Genomic DNA, 18,236 nt, shown 5'->3' with positions numbered 1-18,236 from the left:
CCCCGCCCTTCACGGCGGGGCGGGCGCTCAGCTCATCCACCGCTCCGTACGGGGGTCCCGATGCCCGAGTTGCCCGAGGTCGAGGTCGTCCGGCGCGGCCTCGCGCGCTGGGTCGCCCACCGCACCGTCGCGGAGGTCGAGGTGCTGCACCCGCGCGCCGTACGCCGGCACATCGCGGGCCCCGACGACTTCGCGCACCGGCTCAAGGGCCACCACATCGGCAGCCCGAGCCGCCGCGGCAAGTACCTGTGGCTGCCGCTGGAGGAGACCAACCAGTCCGTCCTCGCCCACCTCGGCATGAGCGGTCAGCTGCTGGTGCAGCCGCAGGAGACGCCGGACGAGAAGCACCTGCGCATCCGCGTCCGGTTCGCCGACTCCCTCGGCACGGAACTCCGCTTCGTCGACCAGCGCACCTTCGGCGGGCTGTCGCTGCACGACAACACCCCCGACGGCCTGCCCGACGTCATCGCGCACATCGCCCGCGACCCCCTCGATCCGCTGTTCGACGACGAGGCCTTCCACCAGGCACTGCGCCGCAAGAGGACCACCGTCAAACGCGCTCTGCTGGACCAGTCGCTGATCAGCGGCGTCGGCAACATCTACGCGGACGAGGCGCTGTGGCGCGCCCGCATCCACTACGAGCGCCCGACCGCGAACCTCACCCGCCCGGTCACGACGGCACTCCTCGGCCACGTCCGGGACGTGATGAACGCGGCCCTCGCCGTCGGCGGCACCAGCTTCGACAGCCTGTACGTCAACGTCAACGGCGAGTCGGGCTACTTCGACCGGTCCCTGGACGCGTACGGCCGCGAGGGCGAGCCGTGCAGGCGGTGCGGTACGCCGATCCGCCGCCGCCCCTGGATGAACCGGTCCAGCTACTTCTGCCCGAAGTGTCAGAGGGCGCCGCGCGTCCCGTCGTAACGCGCACGCGCCGCCAGTACGTCGTCCATGGCGCCCTCGACGCAGTGGATCAGCGCCAGCAGGCGCTCGGCGACCCGGCGGCCCAGCGGGGTCAGTTCGTAGTCCACGCGCGGCGGGTTCGTCGGCTGCGCCTCGCGGTGCACCAGTCCGTCGCGCTCCAGCGCGTGCAGGGTCTGGGACAGCATCTTCTCGCTCACCCCGTCCACCCGCCGGCGCAGCTCGTTGAAGCGCAGCGAGCCCTCGTACAGCGCGCCGAGTGTCAGTCCGCCCCAGCGGCCCGTGACGTGCTCCAGCGTGCCGCGCGACGGACAGGCCTTGGCGAAGACGTTGTAGGCCAGGTCGTCGTACGCCCGGGCGTCGTGGTCCTGGTCGTCGTGGTCCTGGGTGGTGGCGGTCATGGGGCCAAGGATACGCGGGGGCAGCGCTAACCACCAGGTTGCACTAACTGAAGGTTAGTGCTTTCCTGGGGTCAGCGCTTTTGAGCTGCCCCTTCTGAGTCGTCGATGCGAGGAGTCTCCGTGACCACCCCTGTCGTTTCCATCGCCTACCACTCCGGCTACGGCCACACCGCCGTCCTCGCCGAGGCCGTCCGCGCCGGCGCCGCCGACGCGGGCGCCGAGGTGCACCTGATCAAGGTCGACGAGATCACCGACGAGCAGTGGGAGACGCTGGACCGCTCCGACGCGATCGTGTTCGGCTCGCCCACCTACATGGGCACGGCTTCCGGCGCCTTCCACGTGTTCGCCGAGGCGACCTCCAAGCGCTGGTTCGGCCAGGACTGGCAGGACAAGCTGGCCGCCGGCTTCACCAACTCGGCCTCGAAGAGCGGCGACAAGCTGCACACCCTGCAGTACTTCCAGACGCTCGCCGCCCAGCACGGCATGACCTGGGTCAACCTCGGCCTGCTGCCCGGCTGGAACGCCAGCACCGCTTCCGAGAACGACCTCAACCGCCTCGGCTTCTTCGCGGGCGCCGCCGCCCAGAGCAACAGCGACGAGGGCCCCGAGGCCGTCCACAAGGCGGACTTGGCCACGGCCGAGCACCTGGGCCGCCGGGTCGCCGAGACGGCACAGCTCTTCGCGCGCGGCCGCGCCGCCGCCTGAGGCCCGCCGGCCCGAGACCGCTCGGCCGGTGGTGGTCAGCGTTGGTCGTCGTTGAGCACCCCCGCACGGCCCAGAGACGGCCCGATCGGGGGTGTCTGACCGTCCTGCCATCGCGTCTGCTCGAATACCTGTAGGACCAGTTCGCGGCGCCGTCTTTCGATCCCCACCGCCCGGTGCTCAGCAACCGGGTGTGCAGGCGGGGGCAAGCGATCACAATGTCTTGACCTGGCCGCCATCGATGGTGAACTCGGCTCCTGTGATGTTGCCGGCGAGCGGGGAGGCGAGGAAGAGAGCCAGATCGGCGACTTCGTGAGCTTCGGTGACTCGTCCTGTGGAGATGCCCATGCTCTGCGGCACGACTGCATCGATGGCTTCCTGTGCGGTGGTGCCTGCCTGGGCTGCCGTGGCATCGGCGAAGCCGCCCGGCGCGGTCCAGAAGGGAGTGCGAACCGGCCCCGGGGCGATCGCGTTGACCCGGACGCCTCGCGGTGCGAACTCCTCGGACAGCGACTTGGTCAGGCTGCTCAGCCCGGCCTTGGCCGCGGAGTAGTCCACGACCATGGGGAAGGGCAGACGCGCGTTGATGGAGCTGATGTTGATGATGGAACCCCCGTCGACCAGCAGGTGAGGAAGCGCGGCGCGGCTGGCTCGGACCGCGCTGAACAGGGTCATGTCGAAGATCCGTTGCCACTCGGCGTCGTCGATGTCCAGGAAGCTCGGACGGGGCGTCGCGGTACCCAAACTGTTGACCAGGACGTCGACCCTGCCGTACTGGTCCACCGCGTGCCGGACGAGTGCGCCCGGTCCGTCTGCGGTGGACAAGTCGACCGGGACTGCGGTGACGCCGTACTTGTCGTGGAGCCCTTTGAGCTCGGGAGTAATGCTCCGGCTGCCGACGGTGACGTGTGCGCTTTCACGGGCGAACGCATCGGCGATGGCGAGGCCAATGCCCTTGCTCGCTCCGGTGACGACGGCGACCTTGTCCTTGAGCTGGAGGTCCATGGCGGTCCTTTTCCACAGGTTGGTCACCCCCTGTATCGAGGGTAGGCAGAACCGGCGCCGCCGGCTCAGGCGGGCAGCCGGTCCCAGCCTCGTGGCAAGCTGCGGAGATCAGTCACCGGCTCGCGAAGCACGATCGGGGACCGGATCATCCGCGCCGACCCGTGCAGGGCTCGGTCCGTGCGGGCACCGCGCCTGGAGCCGCGCAAGGTCAAGCCGTGGCCTGCCGAGCTGATCATGGCCGTGCGCTCGGCTGATGCCGGCGAGCGGGACCCGGACCCGGGCCGCCGTGGATCGCGTCTTCGCCGACGACGAACCCACGGTCGACGGCCCGACACGGCCCAGGAGGGTGCCTAGCCGTCTGACCTGCGGCTATCTCAATAGCCGAAGTCCTGGGTCCACCAGGGGCCGCCGGGGCCGAAGTGGACGCCGACCCCGAGGGTCTTGAAGTCGCAGTTCAGGATGTTGGCGCGGTGGCCGGGGCTGTTCATCCAGGCCTTCATCACGGCCGCCGCGTCGGCCTGGCCGCGGGCGATGTTCTCGCCGCCGAGGTCGGTGACGCCGGCCGCCGCGGCCCGGTCCCACGGCGTCCTGCCGTTCGGGTCGGTGTGGTCGAAGAAGTCCCGTGCCGCCATGTCGTCGCTGAACGCCTCGGCCAGGCTGGTCAGCGAGGAGTTCGCCGCCAGCGGGCTGCACCCGACCTTCGCCCGCTCCTGGTTGACCAGGGCGAGCACCTCCGCCTCGGCCGCGGCCCGCGCCGGCACCGTCACCGGTGCGGAACTCGCCGTGGGCGACTTGGGCGACTTGGGTGCCTTGGGTGCCTTGGGTGTATCGGGTGTCCTGGACGGCGCGGCCGACGGGGTGCTCGTGCCCTTCGGCTGCGACGGCGTGGGCGCCGGCGCCGGCTTCCGGGACGCCGTCTTCGACGGGCTGGGAGTGGGGGAGGGGGAGACCCGCTGCGACGCCGACGCGGAGACGGACGGGCTCGGGGACTCCGGGCGCGCCGCGTTCCGGCCGGTGCCGGTGCCACCCGCGCGGCTGTCCGCGCTGCCCGAGGTGCCGCCCTGCTCGGCGGCCGTGTTGCTCGGCGTGTCCACCGCCTGCACCCGCTCCCCACCGGTGGTGTGCGTGGCGCCGCCGAGCTGGTAGTTCTGCAGACCCGGCACCACGCCGGTGGCCACCGCGGCCGTACCGAGGGCGACGGCCGCGGACACCCCGAGCAGGCCCGCGCGCACCGGCTTCCCGGCCTTCTTCCGGCGCCGGCGGTCGTGAGAGGGATCGCCGCCCGCTGCGAAGCCGTTGCCGCCCGGCGCCGAGCCCCCGTCGTCCGCCGCGAACAGATAGGCGTGGGCCTTCGCGGTCGCCTCGGCGTAGGCCTCCGGGTTCAGATACGGCGCGATGCCCCTGGGGGCCTCACCCGCGTACGAGTTCCGCGGGCCGCCGCTCCCGGCGCCGGAGCGCTCCGTACGTATGACCCCCGTGGCGCGGCCCGTGGCGGCGCGGCCGGCGGCGATGCGTCGGTGGCGTCCCATGTCCCCTGCCCTCTCCTCGTCCTCGCGGTCGACCGGCGCCTGCGCGGCGAGTGACTCCTTCTGGCCAACCCGACTCACTCGATCGAGTGAGTTTCATATGAGATGCATTGGGTGCGGACGGTACCCCATGCCGCCGGGGCGCGATGTGTCCCGACCGACATCGGCCGGTTAGGTTGCACCCATGAGCGAGGAAGTACGACTGGTCGCCTGGGTGCGTGGACACGTGCAAGGCGTGGGTTTCCGCTGGTTCACGCGTGCCAAGGCGCTGGAGATCGGCGGCCTGAGTGGTTTTGCTCTCAATTTGGCCGACGGTCGCGTCCAGGTGGTCGCGGAGGGGGCCCGGGAGGGCTGTGAAGGGCTGCTGGACTGGCTTCAGGGGAACGACACGCCCGGGCGGGTCGACGGAGTCACCGAGATCTGGGACACACCCCGCGGCGGCTACGACGGCTTCGCCATCCGCTGAGCCGGTGCCCCGAAGGCGCACGGGCCGGCGCCCGGCGAGCTGCCGGGAGCACCCGCGCGGAGCGGAAACGACCTGGTGGTTGCCAAGGACGGCCCGACATGGCAGGCTCCGGCTGGTACTTCTGATCGTCACGCCCTGAGGGCCCGGATGAGTCGCAGCGCCGTCGCTTGACCGGCCGCACGCCCCGGTTCGCCCGCCAATACAGGGCGTGATCGTGTTGACCGTCAAACTTTTTGGTGAGACGCTGAAAGCCCCGCGCACCTTAGCTGTTTGGCATGGAGCAACAGCAGAGCAACACCCGGATGTGCCAAGCACCGCGGGTGCGAATCCCTCACGACCCACACCGCATCGGTCGGTCACTCAGTGTGGAGGACCATCCATCATGGCAAAGGCGCTTCTCGGTTACGTCGGCGGCTCCGACCCTCGACTCCTCGCCGAGATGCGACGGCTGCAGCAGCGCGTCCAGGACCTGGAGTCCGAGCTGGTAAGGATCCAGGCGGAGAACGAAGCGCTGACGGCTGCCGCCTCTCAGGACAGGATCATGGAGAGCATCGACGCACACCAGGCGGAGCCTGCGCTCACCTGATCACTGCATCGCTCCACGACAGCAGTCGCAGCGATCGGACTGCCGTATCAACCGCTCAGTTGATCAGACGACCGCAACCCGGCCGTCAGAGTTGCAAGGGACGCTTCGGCGTCCCTTCTTTCTTTGCCCCCGCATCCTTTCACTGTCTTTAACGTACGGTGTGCCCTGCATGTTCAATGGCGAAACCGTGGGGTTGCGAGTGTTCATGGAGTGAGATAGCGGCGCCCGGTAGAGTCCAGCGGCGTGCACCTCAAGGCCCTGACCCTCCGCGGGTTCAAGTCGTTCGCCTCGGCGACCACGCTCCGGTTCGAACCGGGTATCACGTGTGTCGTCGGACCGAACGGCTCGGGCAAGTCCAACGTCGTGGACGCGCTCAGCTGGGTCATGGGCGAACAGGGCGCCAAGTCGCTGCGCGGCGGCAAGATGGAGGACGTCATCTTCGCCGGCACCACCGGCCGTCCGCCGCTGGGCCGCGCCGAGGTGTCCCTGACCATCGACAACTCCGACGGCGCGCTGCCCATCGAGTACGCCGAGGTCACCATCACGCGGATCATGTTCCGCAACGGCGGCAGCGAGTACCAGATCAACGGCGACACCTGCCGCCTCCTCGACATCCAGGAACTCCTCTCCGACTCCGGCATCGGCCGCGAGATGCACGTCATCGTCGGTCAGGGCCAGCTCGACTCCGTCCTGCACGCGGACCCGATGGGCCGCCGCGCCTTCATCGAAGAGGCCGCGGGCGTCCTGAAGCACCGCAAGCGCAAGGAGAAGGCGCTGCGCAAGCTGGACGCGATGCAGGCCAACCTCGCGCGCGTGCAGGACCTGACGGACGAGCTGCGCCGCCAGCTGAAGCCGCTGGGCCGGCAGGCGGCGGTGGCGCGCAGGGCCGCCGTCATCCAGGCGGACCTGCGGGACGCCCGGCTGCGCCTGCTCGCCGACGACCTGGTGCGCCTGCGCGAAGCCCTCAACGCCGAGATCGCCGACGAGGCGGCCCTGAAGGAGCGCAAGGAGACGGCCGAGCAGGAGCTGAAGAAGGCCCTGCACCGCGAGGCCCTGCTCGAGGACGAGGTACGGCAGCTCACGCCGCGCCTGCAGCGCGCCCAGCAGACCTGGTACGAGCTCTCCCAGCTGGCCGAACGCGTCCGCGGCACGATCTCGCTGGCCGACGCCCGGGTGAAGAGCGCCACCTCCGCGCCCCCCGAGGAGCGGCGTGGCCGCGACCCCGAGGACCTGGAGCGCGAGGCCGCCCGCATCCGCGAACAGGAGGCCGAGCTGGAGGCGGCCCTGGAGGCGGCCCAGCGTGCCCTCGACGACACCGTCGCCCACCGCGCCGAACTGGAGCGGGAGCTGGCCGTCGAGGAACGCCGTCTGAAGGACGTCGCCCGCGCCCTCGCCGACCGCCGCGAGGGCCTGGCCCGCCTCTCCGGCCAGGTCAACGCGGCCCGCTCGCGCGCGGCCTCCGCCCAGGCCGAGATCGACCGCCTGGCCACGGCCCGCGACGAGGCGCAGGAACGTGCCGTCCGGGCCCAGGAGGAGTACGAGGAGCTCAAGGCGGAGGTCGACGGCCTGGACGCGGACGACGCGGACCTGGCCGAGCGGCACGACGCGGCCAAGCGGCAGCTGACGGAGGCCGAGTCCGCCCTGAGCGCGGCCCGGGAGGCGGCCACCTCGGCGGAACGCGCCCGCGCCGCGACCCAGGCCCGGCACGAGGCCCTGGCCCTGGGCCTGCGCCGCAAGGACGGCACCGGCATACTGCTCGGCGCCCGCGACCGCCTCACCGGAGTCCTCGGCCCGGCGGCGGAACTGCTGACGGTCACCCCGGGCTACGAGGTACCGCTCGCGGCGGCCTTCGGCGCCGCGGCGGACGCGATCGCCGTGACGAGCCCCGCCGCAGCGGCCGAGGCGATCCGCATGCTCCGCAAGCAGGACGGCGGCCGGGCGGCACTGCTGCTGGCAGGGGACGCGCCCCACGAGGGCGCGGGGAACGGTGCGCTCAGCCACGACGATCCCGCGGAAGCCCATGGCGTGGCAGCGCCCCGAGGGGGCGCGGGGAACGGTGCGACCAGCCACGACGCACCCGCGACCGCCCCCTTGCCGCCCACGGCACCCCCCGGTGGGCGCTTCGCCGCAGACATGGTCCGCGGCCCCGCCGACCTCCTCCCCGCCGTCCGCCGCCTCCTGCGGGGAATCGTCGTCGTCGGCACCCTCGAGGACGCCGAGGACCTGGTCTACGCACGCCCGGAACTCACCGCCGTAACCGCGGAAGGCGACCTCCTGGGCGCCCACTTCGCACACGGCGGCTCGGCCGGAGCCCCCAGCCTGCTGGAGGTGCAGGCCTCCGTCGACGAGGCCGCGGCCGAGCTGGCCGAGCTGGCGGTCCGCTGCGAGCAGCTCGCCGAGGCACAGCACACGGCGGCCGAGCGCCGCAGGCACGCCGCGGCTCTAGTCGAGGAACTCGGAGAGCGGCGCCGGGCCGCCGACCGGGAGAAGTCGGGGGTGGCCCAGCAACTGGGCCGGCTCGCCGGACAGGCGCGCGGCGCCGCCGGGGAGGCCGAGCGGTCGGCCGCGGCGGCGGCACGCGCGCAGGAGGCCCTGGAGAAGGCCGTACAGGAGGCCGAGGAGCTGGCCGAGCGGCTGGCCGTCGCCGAGGAGATGCCGGTCGAGGAGGAGCCGGACACCTCCGTCCGGGACCGGCTCGCCGCCGACGGCGCCAACGCCCGCCAGACCGAGATGGAGGCCCGCCTCCAGGCCCGTACCCACGAGGAACGGGTCAAGGGGCTCGCCGGACGGGCGGACTCCCTCGACCGGGCGGCCCGCGCGGAACGCGAGGCACGCGCGCGTGCCGAGCAGCGCCGCGCCCGTCTGCGGCACGAGGCCGCGGTCGCCGAGGCCGTCGCCTCCGGTGCCCGGCAGCTGCTCGCGCACATCGACGTGTCCCTCGCCCGCGCCGACCGGGAACGCACCGCCGCCGAGGCCGCCAAGGCCCAGCGCGAGCGGGAGCTGACCGCCGCACGCACCGCCGGACGCGAACTCAAGTCAGAACTCGACAAGTTGACCGATTCGGTGCACCGCGGCGAGGTACTCGGTGCCGAGAAGCGGCTGCGGATCGAGCAGCTGGAGACCAAGGCGCTGGAGGAGATGGGTGTCGAGCCGGCGGGGCTGGTGGCGGAGTACGGTCCGCAGCAGCCCGTGCCGCCCTCGCCCCCCGCCGACGGTGAGGTACTGCCGGACGACTCGGAACACCCGCGCAACCAGCCCAAGCCCTTCCACCGTGCCGAACAGGAGCGGCGGCTCAAGGCCGCCGAGCGGGCGTACCAGCAGCTGGGCAAGGTCAACCCGCTGGCGCTGGAGGAGTTCGCGGCGCTGGAGGAGCGGCACAAGTTCCTCAGCGAGCAGCTGGAGGACCTGAAGAAGACCCGCGCCGACCTGCTGCAGGTGGTGAAGGAGGTCGACGAGCGCGTCGAGCAGGTCTTCACCGAGGCCTACCGGGACACGGCCCGCGAGTTCGAGGGTGTCTTCAGCCGGCTCTTCCCGGGCGGCGAGGGACGGCTCGTGCTCACCGACCCCGACAACATGCTCACCACGGGCGTGGACGTCGAGGCGCGCCCGCCGGGCAAGAAGGTCAAGCGGCTCTCCCTGCTGTCGGGTGGCGAGCGTTCGCTGACGGCCGTGGCCCTGCTGGTGTCGATCTTCAAGGCCCGCCCCAGTCCCTTCTACGTCATGGACGAGGTCGAGGCGGCGCTGGACGACACCAACCTCCAGCGGCTGATCCGGATCATGCAGGAGCTGCAGGAGGCCTCGCAGCTGATCGTGATCACGCACCAGAAACGCACGATGGAGGTCGCCGACGCGCTCTACGGCGTCTCCATGCAGGGCGACGGCGTATCGAAGGTCATCTCTCAGCGCCTCCGTTAGCGCAGCCATTCAAGATCAACTCACTCTGAGTTCAAGAAGTGAACGCGGAGTGCTGAGTCACATCTAAAAACTCACAGCCGTTGAACTATTGACTTCGAAACTTGAAGGCATAGTCTCTGCAACGTTGCTTTTACCTTCAGGTCTCACCTGTAAGGGCTCGTCCCCCACCCCGGCAGCGTTGCCGTGGCCCGAGGAGATCCACGTGACCAGCACAGCGCAGGCACCTCAGTCAGGAGCCAGGACGGCTCACCCCGAACATCTCGGGCACGTCATCTTCATCGCGGCGGCCGCCGCCATGGGCGGTTTCCTCTTCGGCTACGACAGCTCCGTGATCAACGGCGCGGTCGAGGCCATCCGCACCAAGTACGACATCGGCTCCGCGGCCCTCGCCCAGGTCATCGCGATCGCCCTGATCGGCTGTGCCGTCGGCGCCGCCACGGCGGGCCGCATAGCCGACCGGATCGGCCGCATCCGCTGTATGCAGATCGCCGCGGTCCTCTTCACGATCAGTGCCGTCGGCTCCGCGCTGCCCTTCGCGCTGTGGGACCTCGCCCTCTGGCGCATCGTCGGCGGCTTCGCCATCGGCATGGCCTCCGTCATCGGCCCGGCCTACATCGCCGAGGTCGCCCCGCCCGCCTACCGCGGCCGGCTCGGCTCCTTCCAGCAGGCCGCGATCGTCGTCGGCATCGCCGTCTCGCAGCTGGTCAACTGGGGCCTGCTGAACGCCGCCGGCGGCAACCAGCGCGGTCACCTGATGGGCCTGGAGGCCTGGCAGGTCATGCTCGGCGTGATGGTCGTCCCGGCCGTCCTGTACGGCATGCTCTCCTTCGCGATCCCCGAGTCCCCGCGCTTCCTGCTCTCCGTCGGCAAGCGTGAGCGCGCCAAGGAGATCCTCGCCGAGGTCGAGGGCAAGGGTGCCGACCTGGACGCCCGTGTCGCCGAGATCGAGCACGCGATGAAGAGCGAGCACAAGTCCACCTTCAAGGACCTGCTCGGCGGCGGCTTCTTCTTCAAGCCGATCGTCTGGATCGGCATCGGCCTGTCGGTCTTCCAGCAGTTCGTCGGCATCAACGTCGCGTTCTACTACTCCTCGACGCTGTGGCAGTCGGTCGGTGTCGACCCGACGGACTCGTTCTTCTACTCCTTCACGACGTCGATCATCAACATCATCGGCACCGTGATCGCGATGATCTTCGTGGACCGCGTCGGCCGCAAGCCGCTCGCCCTCATCGGCTCGGTCGGCATGGTCGTCGGCCTGGCGCTGGAGGCCTGGGCCTTCAGCTACCACCTGGTCGACGGCAAGCTCCCGAGCACCCAGGGCTGGACCGCCCTGATCGCCGCGCACATCTTCGTCCTCTTCTTCGCCCTGTCCTGGGGCGTGGTGGTCTGGGTCTTCCTCGGCGAGATGTTCCCGAACAAGATCCGCGCCGCCGCCCTGGGCGTGGCCGCCTCCGCGCAGTGGATCGCCAACTGGGCCATCACCGCGAGCTTCCCGTCGCTGGCCGACTGGAACCTCTCCGGCACCTACGTGATCTACACGGTCTGCGCCGCGCTCTCCATCCCGTTCGTCCTGAAGTTCGTCAAGGAGACGAAGGGCAAGTCGCTGGAGGAGATGGGCTGACCCGTACGGACAGCCCCCGAGACCGAGGAGCAGGGGCCCAAGACCCCGCTGCCCCTCTCCTCGTACCACCCGCCGCCCCCGCACCGGCCACTGCCCGGTCCGGGGGCGGCGGCCTGCCCGCCGGCAGGGGCGATCGGCGGACTCGCCCCACGCGCCGAAAGCCCCCGGCCATCCGACCCGCGCAAGGCCGCGGCGACCGCCCCGCTCGCCGCCCCGCTCGCCGCCCCGCCCCGGAACGGATCCGCCCGAAGCCGCCGCGCACCTCAGCCGCCCACCCCCGGCAGCACCCGCTCCACGAACAACCGCAGGCTGCGCCAGCCCTCCTCCACCGGCATCCCGCCCACCAGCGGATGCAGTACGAGACTGTCGGCGGCCAGTGCCACGCACTGCTCCGGCGCGAGGATGCGGTACACGCCCTCCGCCCGCAGCTCCTCCACCGTCGTGGCCGCCGACCTCACCGCCGAGCGGATCCGGCCCGCCTGCCAGGAGGCGTACGTCCGGGCCTCGTGCAGGAAGTGCCCGCCGTAGTGCGCCCACGCCCGGTCCGGGTCCTCGGCGATGTGCAGCAGGGGGGTCTCGGCGGCCGGCATCATGACCCAGCCCTCGGTGCCGTACTCGCTGAGCTTCTCCTTGTAGTACGCCTCCAGCTCGGGCAGATACGCGCTGGGGAAGAACGGCAGGCCGAGCCGGGCGGCCCGGCGGGCGGCGGCCTTCGAGGAACCGCCGACCAGGAGCAGGGGGTGCGGTTCGGTGAACGGGCGCGGGGTGAGCCGTACCGTACGGCCCCGGTGCTCGAACTCCTCGCCGGTCCACGCCTTCAGCAGGGTCTCCAGCAGTTCGTCCTGGAGCCGGCCCCGGCGCCTGAAGTCGACGTCGAACAGGGCGTACTCCTCGGGCCGGTAGCCGATCCCGGCCACCGTCACCAGCCGCCCGCCGCTCAGCAGGTCCAGTACGGCGATCTCCTCGGCCAGCCGCAGGGGCTCGTGCAGCGGGCCGATCACCGCCGACACCGTCACCGCGATGCGCCGGGTCGCCCCGAACACCGCGCCGGCGAAGGCGAACGGCGACGGCAGCCAGTTGTCGGCGGCGCCGTGGTGCTCCTCGGTCTGCACGGTGCTGATCCCGTGCTCGTCCGCGTACGCGGCCATCTCCAGGGCGGCCCGGTAGCGGGCGGAGAGGGCGGCGGGGGCGGCGCCGGGAGCGACGAGGTTGAAACGGACGACCGTGACGGGCATGGGAAGTCCCCCTCCGGTGCGGTGCGGTGGAGGGGGACGGTAGCTGACACAGCGTCAGATGGCCATGGTGTCGGGCCGGTCCGAGAGCCGTCAGACGGTGACGGCCGCCGGCTCGTCCGCCGGCTCGGCGGCCTCCGCCGGCCTGGTCACCGCCGGCTTCGGCAGCGCCAGGTACAGCGCGCCCGAGATCACGATCGTGGCGACCCAGCCGAGGCCGTACTCGCCGATGACGTTGTTCTTCGCGAGCGGGCCGGTGAACCAGTCCGAGGTCGTGAACATCAGACCCGAGACCAGACCGATGGCCCAGGCGGCCACGGCCGCGGGGGAGAAGCCGCCCCGGTACCAGTAGGCGCTGGCGCGGGTCGTGTCGGCCATGGCCTCGCCGTCGTACTCGGTGCGGCGCAGCATGTCCGCGCCGAACACGCCGACCCAGGCGGAGAAGGCGACGGCCAGCAGCGACAGGAAGGCGATGAACGAGCCCATGAAGCTCGTCGCCACCAGCATCAGCACACCGCCGAAGACCAGCGAGATCACCGCGTTCACCGAGACCGCCCAGTGCCGCGGCACCTTGAAGCCGAGGGTCTGCGCGGTGAAGCCCGCCGAGTACATCGACATCGAGTTGATCAGCAGCATGCCGATCAGCGCGATGAACAGGTACGGCACCGCGATCCACGTCGGCAGGATCTCGCCGAGGAAGGACACCGGGTCGGTGGCCGAGGCCAGGTCCGGCGTGGAGACCGCCATCACCGCGCCCATCAGGACCATGGGCAGGACGACGATGCCGGCGCCGCCCACCGCCGTACCGACGATCGCCTTGGAGGACGCGGTGCGCGGCAGGTAGCGGGTGAAGTCGGGCGCGGTCGGGATCCAGCTGACACCACCGGCCGCGATCATGCCGACTCCGGTGATCACCGCGGCCGTGGAGCCGCCGCCGTGGTGCAGCACCTTCGACCAGTCGGTGTTCACCGCCAGGTAGACCAGGACCAGCACCGAGAAGACGCCGAAGAGGTACGTGGCGTACTTGTTGCACTTCTGTACGGCGTTGATGCCGAGACCCGAGATCGCGAAGGTCGCGACGACGAACACCAGCAGCATCACCATGTCGAGCACGCTGTTGGCCTTCAGCCCGCACACGATGTCCAGGATGGTGAGCATCGCGTAGGCGCCCGTCACCGCGTTGATCGTCTCCCAGCCCCAGCGCGCGACCCAGATCAGCGAGCCGGGCAGCAGGTTGCCGCGCTGGCCGAAGACCGCGCGCGACAGCGCCATGCCGGGCGCGCCGCCCCGCTTGCCGGCGATGCCGATCAGACCGACCAGGCCGTACGACACGACCGGCGCGGCCACCGCGACGACGAGCGCCTGCCAGATGTCCAGGTGGTACGCCACGACGAGGCTCGCGCCCATGGTCAGCAGCAGCACGCTGATGTTGGCGCCGACCCAGGTGGGGAACAGCTCACGGGTCTTCGCGGTGCGCTCGTGCTCCGGGACCTGCTCGATGCCACGGGTCTCGAGAGCGCCCTCGGTCTCGACGGTTTTGCTCATGGAAAAGGGGCCAGACGTGGGGGGACAGTGGACGATCGGGACTCTACGCGCGTCAACCGAATCGCCACCATCGTACTTTGCTCCGACTCCTCGCTTTAAGTGGCGTTTGTCTCTCAGAGGAAGCCACAAACAGCCTCTCGTCGTACCCCATGGCTGATACTGGACGAGTTATGGAAACCGTCATCCTTGCTGTAGTCATCGCCGTGGTCGTGCTCGTCGCCCTCGGCGGGCTGGTCGTGGGCAGCCGGCGCCGGAAGCCGCTGCCCCCGCCGCCCCCGAAGACGCCCGACATCACCGCGCCCCCGGCCGAGCCGCACGTCGGCGACGAGGCCGAGACGCCGCGCGACGAACCGCGCCGGACGATCGAGGAGGTGGATCTCCCGGGCGGCCCCGCGGTCGTCGTCGAGGAGCCCCCCAGTGGCCCCGCCGTCGAGGTTCCCGAACTCGAGATCCCGGAGCCCACCGCGGGCCGGCTGGTCCGGCTGCGCGCCCGCCTGTCCCGCTCCCAGAACGCCCTCGGCAAGGGCCTGCTCACGCTGCTTTCGCGCGAGCACCTGGACGACGAGACCTGGGAGGAGATCGAGGACACCCTGCTCACCGCCGACGTCGGTGTGCAGTCCACCCAGGAGCTGGTCGAGGGGCTGCGCGAGCGAGTGAAGGTACTCGGCACCCGCACCCCCCAGGAGCTGCGCGGACTGCTGCGCGAGGAGCTGCTCAAGCTCGTCGGCACCGACTTCGACCGTACGGTCAGGACCGAGCCCGAGGACCGCAAGCCCGGCATCGTGATGGTCGTCGGGGTCAACGGCACCGGTAAGACCACCACCACCGGCAAGCTCGCCCGCGTGCTCGTGGCCGACGGCCGCACCGTCGTCCTCGGCGCCGCCGACACCTTCCGCGCCGCCGCCGCCGACCAGCTGCAGACCTGGGGCGAGCGGGTCGGCGCCTACACCGTGCGCGGACCCGAGGCCGGCGACCCCGCCTCCGTGGCCTTCGACGCGGTCAAGGAAGGCAAGGAGATGGGGGTCGACGTCGTCCTCATCGACACCGCCGGCCGACTGCACACCAAGACCGGCCTCATGGACGAGCTGGGCAAGGTCAAGCGGGTCGTGGAGAAGCACGCGCCGCTCGACGAGGTGCTGCTCGTCCTGGACGCCACCACCGGGCAGAACGGCCTGGTGCAGGCCCGCGTGTTCGCCGAGGTCGTGGACATCACCGGCATCGTGCTGACGAAGCTGGACGGTACGGCCAAGGGCGGCATCGTCGTCGCGGTCCAGCGCGAGCTGGGCGTGCCGGTCAAGCTGGTCGGGCTCGGCGAGGGCGCGGACGATCTGGCGCCGTTCGAGCCGGAGGCGTTCGTGGACGCGCTGATCGGTGACTGAGCGGTTACCGAACGCGGTAGCCGACCGGAAGCGCCCGCCCCGGACAGCCGGGGGACGGGCGCTTCGCCTTGCCGGCGTGGCTCAGGCCCGCGTGCGCGACCGGTGCGCCACGTACGCCAGCGTCCCCAGCAGCAACCGCGCCGCCGGAGGCCGTGTCGCCGAGTCCAGCGCGGGTGGGCGCAGCCAGCGCACCGGGCCCAGCCCGCCCCGGTCGGAGGGCGGTGCCGTGATGTGGGTACCGGGGCCGAGGCCGCGCAGGTCCAGGGCCGAGGGGTCGTCCCAGCCCATGCGGTAGAGCAGTCGGGGAAGCTCGGCGGCGGCGCCCGGGGCGACGAAGAAGTGGGCGCGGCCGTCCGGGGTCGCGGTCACCGGGCCGAGGGGCAGGCCCATGCGCTCCAGGCGGACCAGGGCGCGGCGGCCGGCGGCCTCGGAGACCTCGATGACGTCGAACGCCCGGCCCACCGGCAGCATCACGGCGGCGCCCGGGAACTCGGACCAGGCCTTGCTCACCTCGTCCAGGGTGGCCCCGGCCGGCACCTGCGGCGCGAAGTCCAGCGGATGCGCGCCCGGCACCGGGCAGTCGGCGTGCCCGCACGAGCAGGCGCCCGCCGCGGCCCGCGCGCCCGGCACCACGTCCCACCCCCACAGCCCGGTGAACTCGGCGACGGTGGTGCAGTCCGACGAACGACCGCGCCGGCGCGTGCCGGTGCGGATCTCGCGAATGCCGCCGATCGTGAAGCCCATGCCCCCTCCAACGGGTCCTGCGCGCCGGTGGTTACGACACGGAACGAGACGGAAGCGGAACGTAACGCTACGGCTCCGCCTTCCCGTGCCGACGCCAGGCCAAGGCGGCGCCTTGAAGCGCGAAGGGGTGGCGCAAAGAAGGCGACGCGCCCCCGCGCGCTTCACTCCGCCCACTTCCGGCGGTCCTGTGTCAAGTGAATCCTGTGCGAGCGGCCGTGAGTTCATTCGAAGGGGTGGCGAATGGTGGCGTTTCTGGGATCCCCGTGGCTGAGCGGGTGATCGTAGGATTACTGTGAGTGTGCGAGTCCGGGGGGCATATGCACCCATGGGTATGCCGGAGGCGAGTCGTCAGCTCGTTCGAAGGGTGAGAACCCGCGGACGGGAAGCCGTATTTACCGGCATTCTGATAGGGCTTGGCGCGCGGCGGTCTCCCTCCGGGGGCGACCGAGGGTCGCAACGACGGCAAGTGGTCTCAGGGATGGGGGCGTTCCAGTGAGCGGCAACGGCGGTAGTGGGGCGAACGCCGACAAGCGCCCCAACGAGCTGCTCGGCTCGTGGTTCGTGCGCAGCGGCTGGTCCAAGGGCGAGCTGGCCCGCCAGGTGAACCGCCGGGCCCGCCAGCTGGGCGCCAACCACATCTCCACGGACACCTCGCGCGTACGCCGCTGGCTGGACGGGGAGAATCCGCGGGAGCCGATCCCGCGCATCCTCTCGGAGCTGTTCTCCGAGCGCTTCGGCTGCGTGGTCTCCATCGAGGACCTCGGCCTGCGCGCCGCCCGCCAGTCACCCTCCGCGTCCGGAGTCGACCTGCCGTGGACCGCCCCGCAGACCGTCGCCCTGCTCAGTGAGTTCTCGCGCAGCGACCTGATGCTGGCCCGGCGCGGCTTCCTCGGCACCTCCCTGGCGCTGTCCGCCGGCCCGTCCCTGATCGAGCCCATGCAGCGCTGGCTGGTGCCCACCCCCGCCTCCCCGGTCCCGCCCGAGCCGGAGCCGGTCCTCGACTCCCGCAGGCCCGGCCGGCTCTCCAAGCCCGAGCTGGACCTGCTGGAGTCCACGACGCGCATGTTCCGGCAGTGGGACGCCCAGTGCGGCGGCGGTCTGCGCCGCAAGGCGGTCGTCGGCCAGCTGCACGAGGTCACCGACCTGCTCCAGGAACCCCAGCCGGAGGCCACCACCCGCAAGCTCTTCAAGGTCGCCGCCGAGCTGGCCGAACTGGCCGGCTGGATGTCGTACGACGTCGGGCTCCAGCCCACCGCGCAGAAGTACTTCGTCCTCGCCCTGCACGCGGCCAAGGAGGCCGGCGACAAGCCCCTCGGCTCGTACATCCTCTCCAGCATGAGCCGCCAGATGATCCATCTCGGCCGGCCCGACGACGCCCTGGAGCTGATCCACCTCGCCCAGTACGGCAGCCGCGACTGCGCCAGCCCGCGCACCCAGTCCATGCTGTATGCGATGGAGGCCCGCGCCTACGCCAACATGGGGCAGCCCGGCAAGACCAAGCGCGCGGTCCGCATGGCCGAGGACACCTTCTCGGAGGCCGACGAGTGGGACGAGCCGGACCCCGACTGGATCCGCTTCTTCTCCGAGGCCGAGCTGTACGGCGAGAACTCCCACTCCTTCCGCGACCTCGCCTACGTCGCCGGGCGCAGCCCCGCCTACGCCTCCCTGGCCGAGCCGCTGATGCAGCGCGCGGTGGAGCTGTTCGCCAAGGACAGTGAGCACCAGCGGTCGTATGCGCTCAACCTGATCGGCATGGCCACCGTGCACCTGCTCCAGCGCGAGCCGGAACAGAGCACGGCCCACGCCTCCCGGGCCATGGAGATCGCCAAGAAGGTCCGCTCCGAGCGTGTGAACACTCGTATTCGAAAGACGGTCGACACAGCCGTGCGGGACTACGGCGATCTCGCCGCCGTCGTCGACCTCACCGACCAGCTCGCCGTCGACCTGCCGGAGACCGCCGAAGCGGTCTGACACCTCCGGCACCGAGCCCCGGCCGCGGCCGGTCCTCCCGAACTGCCCGACTCGGCTCCCCCGCGCCAGGTCATCGGAGAGGCCCGCCGCGGCCGGCCTGTCTCCGGAGACACCCTCCGGCGGAGGTTGCGTCACGATAACGATCGGCGAGCCCGGAAGCCGGCGGTTCATCCAGGCGTAACAAGCAGGGCGCCCTTGTCACCCCGGCGAAACAACGCGGGGCTT

At 71.1% G+C, this 18,236-nt stretch carries 14 protein-coding genes; 8 read left to right on the top strand and 6 right to left on the bottom strand.

The genetic code is table 11. From position 1 onward, the window contains the following. The first annotated feature begins 60 nt into the window (after window positions 1-60). Complete coding sequence (gene mutM, locus ACWC94_RS15430; protein ID WP_450797046.1) at window positions 61-921, top strand: bifunctional DNA-formamidopyrimidine glycosylase/DNA-(apurinic or apyrimidinic site) lyase; 861 nt, start codon at window positions 61-63, stop codon at window positions 919-921. Here mutM and ACWC94_RS15425 read toward each other — a convergent pair. Then, window positions 894-1,319 (bottom strand): winged helix-turn-helix transcriptional regulator, encoded by a 426-nt coding sequence (locus ACWC94_RS15425; protein ID WP_450797045.1) that lies wholly within the window; start codon window positions 1,317-1,319, stop codon window positions 894-896. The two genes, mutM and ACWC94_RS15425, sit on opposite strands and share 28 nt — an antisense overlap. 120 nt (window positions 1,320-1,439) lie before the next feature. Here ACWC94_RS15425 and ACWC94_RS15420 point away from each other — a divergent pair, with 120 nt between their 5' ends. Further along, complete coding sequence (locus ACWC94_RS15420) at window positions 1,440-2,024, top strand: flavodoxin family protein (RefSeq protein ID WP_450797043.1); 585 nt, start codon at window positions 1,440-1,442, stop codon at window positions 2,022-2,024. 210 nt (window positions 2,025-2,234) lie between these two features. On the opposite strand, the gene ACWC94_RS15415 is transcribed toward ACWC94_RS15420, so the two are convergent. Together ACWC94_RS15415 and ACWC94_RS15410 are read right to left on the bottom strand one after the other, a co-directional pair. After that, window positions 2,235-3,026 carry an SDR family NAD(P)-dependent oxidoreductase gene (locus ACWC94_RS15415; RefSeq protein WP_450797042.1) on the bottom strand — a complete coding sequence of 264 codons (792 nt, stop codon included), beginning with the start codon at window positions 3,024-3,026 and terminating at the stop codon, window positions 2,235-2,237. A 374-nt stretch (window positions 3,027-3,400) separates the two neighbouring features. Continuing rightward, the gene (locus tag ACWC94_RS15410) at window positions 3,401-4,555 is read right to left on the bottom strand and encodes a CAP domain-containing protein (RefSeq protein WP_450797041.1); all 1,155 of its coding nucleotides are present in this window, start codon (window positions 4,553-4,555) and stop codon (window positions 3,401-3,403) included. A gap of 181 nt (window positions 4,556-4,736) precedes the next feature. Between ACWC94_RS15410 and ACWC94_RS15405 the strand changes: the two genes are divergently transcribed. From ACWC94_RS15405 to ACWC94_RS15390, 4 genes are all read left to right on the top strand, one after another. After that, on the top strand, window positions 4,737-5,018 hold the full coding sequence (locus ACWC94_RS15405) for an acylphosphatase (protein WP_450797040.1): 282 nt from the start codon (window positions 4,737-4,739) through the stop codon (window positions 5,016-5,018). Between the two features lie 382 nt (window positions 5,019-5,400). After that, a complete protein-coding gene (locus ACWC94_RS15400) occupies window positions 5,401-5,604 on the top strand; it encodes a hypothetical protein (protein WP_014675251.1) in 204 nt (67 codons plus the stop codon). Window positions 5,605-5,847: 243 nt separating this feature from the next. Further along, a complete protein-coding gene (locus ACWC94_RS15395; protein ID WP_450797039.1) occupies window positions 5,848-9,519 on the top strand; it encodes an AAA family ATPase in 3,672 nt (1,223 codons plus the stop codon). Between the two features lie 202 nt (window positions 9,520-9,721). Further along, window positions 9,722-11,140, top strand: coding sequence for a sugar porter family MFS transporter (locus ACWC94_RS15390; protein WP_450797038.1), 1,419 nt, complete (start codon window positions 9,722-9,724; stop codon window positions 11,138-11,140). Window positions 11,141-11,403: 263 nt separating this feature from the next. Here the strand turns inward: ACWC94_RS15390 and ACWC94_RS15385 are convergent, their stop codons facing one another. After that, window positions 11,404-12,375 (bottom strand): LLM class flavin-dependent oxidoreductase, encoded by a 972-nt coding sequence (locus ACWC94_RS15385; RefSeq protein ID WP_450797037.1) that lies wholly within the window; start codon window positions 12,373-12,375, stop codon window positions 11,404-11,406. A 90-nt stretch (window positions 12,376-12,465) separates the two neighbouring features. Continuing rightward, a complete protein-coding gene (locus tag ACWC94_RS15380; RefSeq protein WP_450797035.1) occupies window positions 12,466-13,917 on the bottom strand; it encodes a cytosine permease in 1,452 nt (483 codons plus the stop codon). 170 nt (window positions 13,918-14,087) lie between these two features. On the opposite strand from ACWC94_RS15380, the gene ftsY reads away from it, so the two are divergent. After that, complete coding sequence (ftsY, locus tag ACWC94_RS15375; RefSeq protein ID WP_450797033.1) at window positions 14,088-15,296, top strand: signal recognition particle-docking protein FtsY; 1,209 nt, start codon at window positions 14,088-14,090, stop codon at window positions 15,294-15,296. 81 nt (window positions 15,297-15,377) lie between these two features. On the opposite strand, the gene ACWC94_RS15370 is transcribed toward ftsY, so the two are convergent. After that, on the bottom strand, window positions 15,378-16,040 hold the full coding sequence (locus tag ACWC94_RS15370) for a bifunctional DNA primase/polymerase (RefSeq protein ID WP_450797031.1): 663 nt from the start codon (window positions 16,038-16,040) through the stop codon (window positions 15,378-15,380). A 492-nt stretch (window positions 16,041-16,532) separates the two neighbouring features. On the opposite strand from ACWC94_RS15370, the gene nsdA reads away from it, so the two are divergent. Then, on the top strand, window positions 16,533-18,011 hold the full coding sequence (gene nsdA, locus ACWC94_RS15365; RefSeq protein ID WP_450797030.1) for a transcriptional repressor NsdA: 1,479 nt from the start codon (window positions 16,533-16,535) through the stop codon (window positions 18,009-18,011). The last annotated feature ends 225 nt before the right edge of the window (window positions 18,012-18,236 follow it).

It is taken from the genome of Streptomyces sp. NPDC001135 (assembly GCF_053598395.1).
Note: the sequence above shows the minus strand (reverse complement) of the source record. Positions and strands in the feature narration are given on the sequence as shown.

Coding starts and splice junctions, on each gene's coding strand:
- ACWC94_RS15415 (WP_450797042.1), bottom strand. CDS start 3,026: ATGGACCTCCAGCTCAAGGACAAGGTCGCCGTCGTCACCGGAGCGAGC.
- ACWC94_RS15400 (WP_014675251.1), top strand. CDS start 5,401: ATGGCAAAGGCGCTTCTCGGTTACGTCGGCGGCTCCGACCCTCGACTC.
- mutM (WP_450797046.1), top strand. CDS start 61: ATGCCCGAGTTGCCCGAGGTCGAGGTCGTCCGGCGCGGCCTCGCGCGC.
- ACWC94_RS15370 (WP_450797031.1), bottom strand. CDS start 16,040: ATGGGCTTCACGATCGGCGGCATTCGCGAGATCCGCACCGGCACGCGC.
- ftsY (WP_450797033.1), top strand. CDS start 14,088: ATGGAAACCGTCATCCTTGCTGTAGTCATCGCCGTGGTCGTGCTCGTC.
- ACWC94_RS15405 (WP_450797040.1), top strand. CDS start 4,737: ATGAGCGAGGAAGTACGACTGGTCGCCTGGGTGCGTGGACACGTGCAA.
- ACWC94_RS15385 (WP_450797037.1), bottom strand. CDS start 12,375: ATGCCCGTCACGGTCGTCCGTTTCAACCTCGTCGCTCCCGGCGCCGCC.
- ACWC94_RS15410 (WP_450797041.1), bottom strand. CDS start 4,555: ATGGGACGCCACCGACGCATCGCCGCCGGCCGCGCCGCCACGGGCCGC.
- ACWC94_RS15425 (WP_450797045.1), bottom strand. CDS start 1,319: ATGACCGCCACCACCCAGGACCACGACGACCAGGACCACGACGCCCGG.
- ACWC94_RS15380 (WP_450797035.1), bottom strand. CDS start 13,917: ATGAGCAAAACCGTCGAGACCGAGGGCGCTCTCGAGACCCGTGGCATC.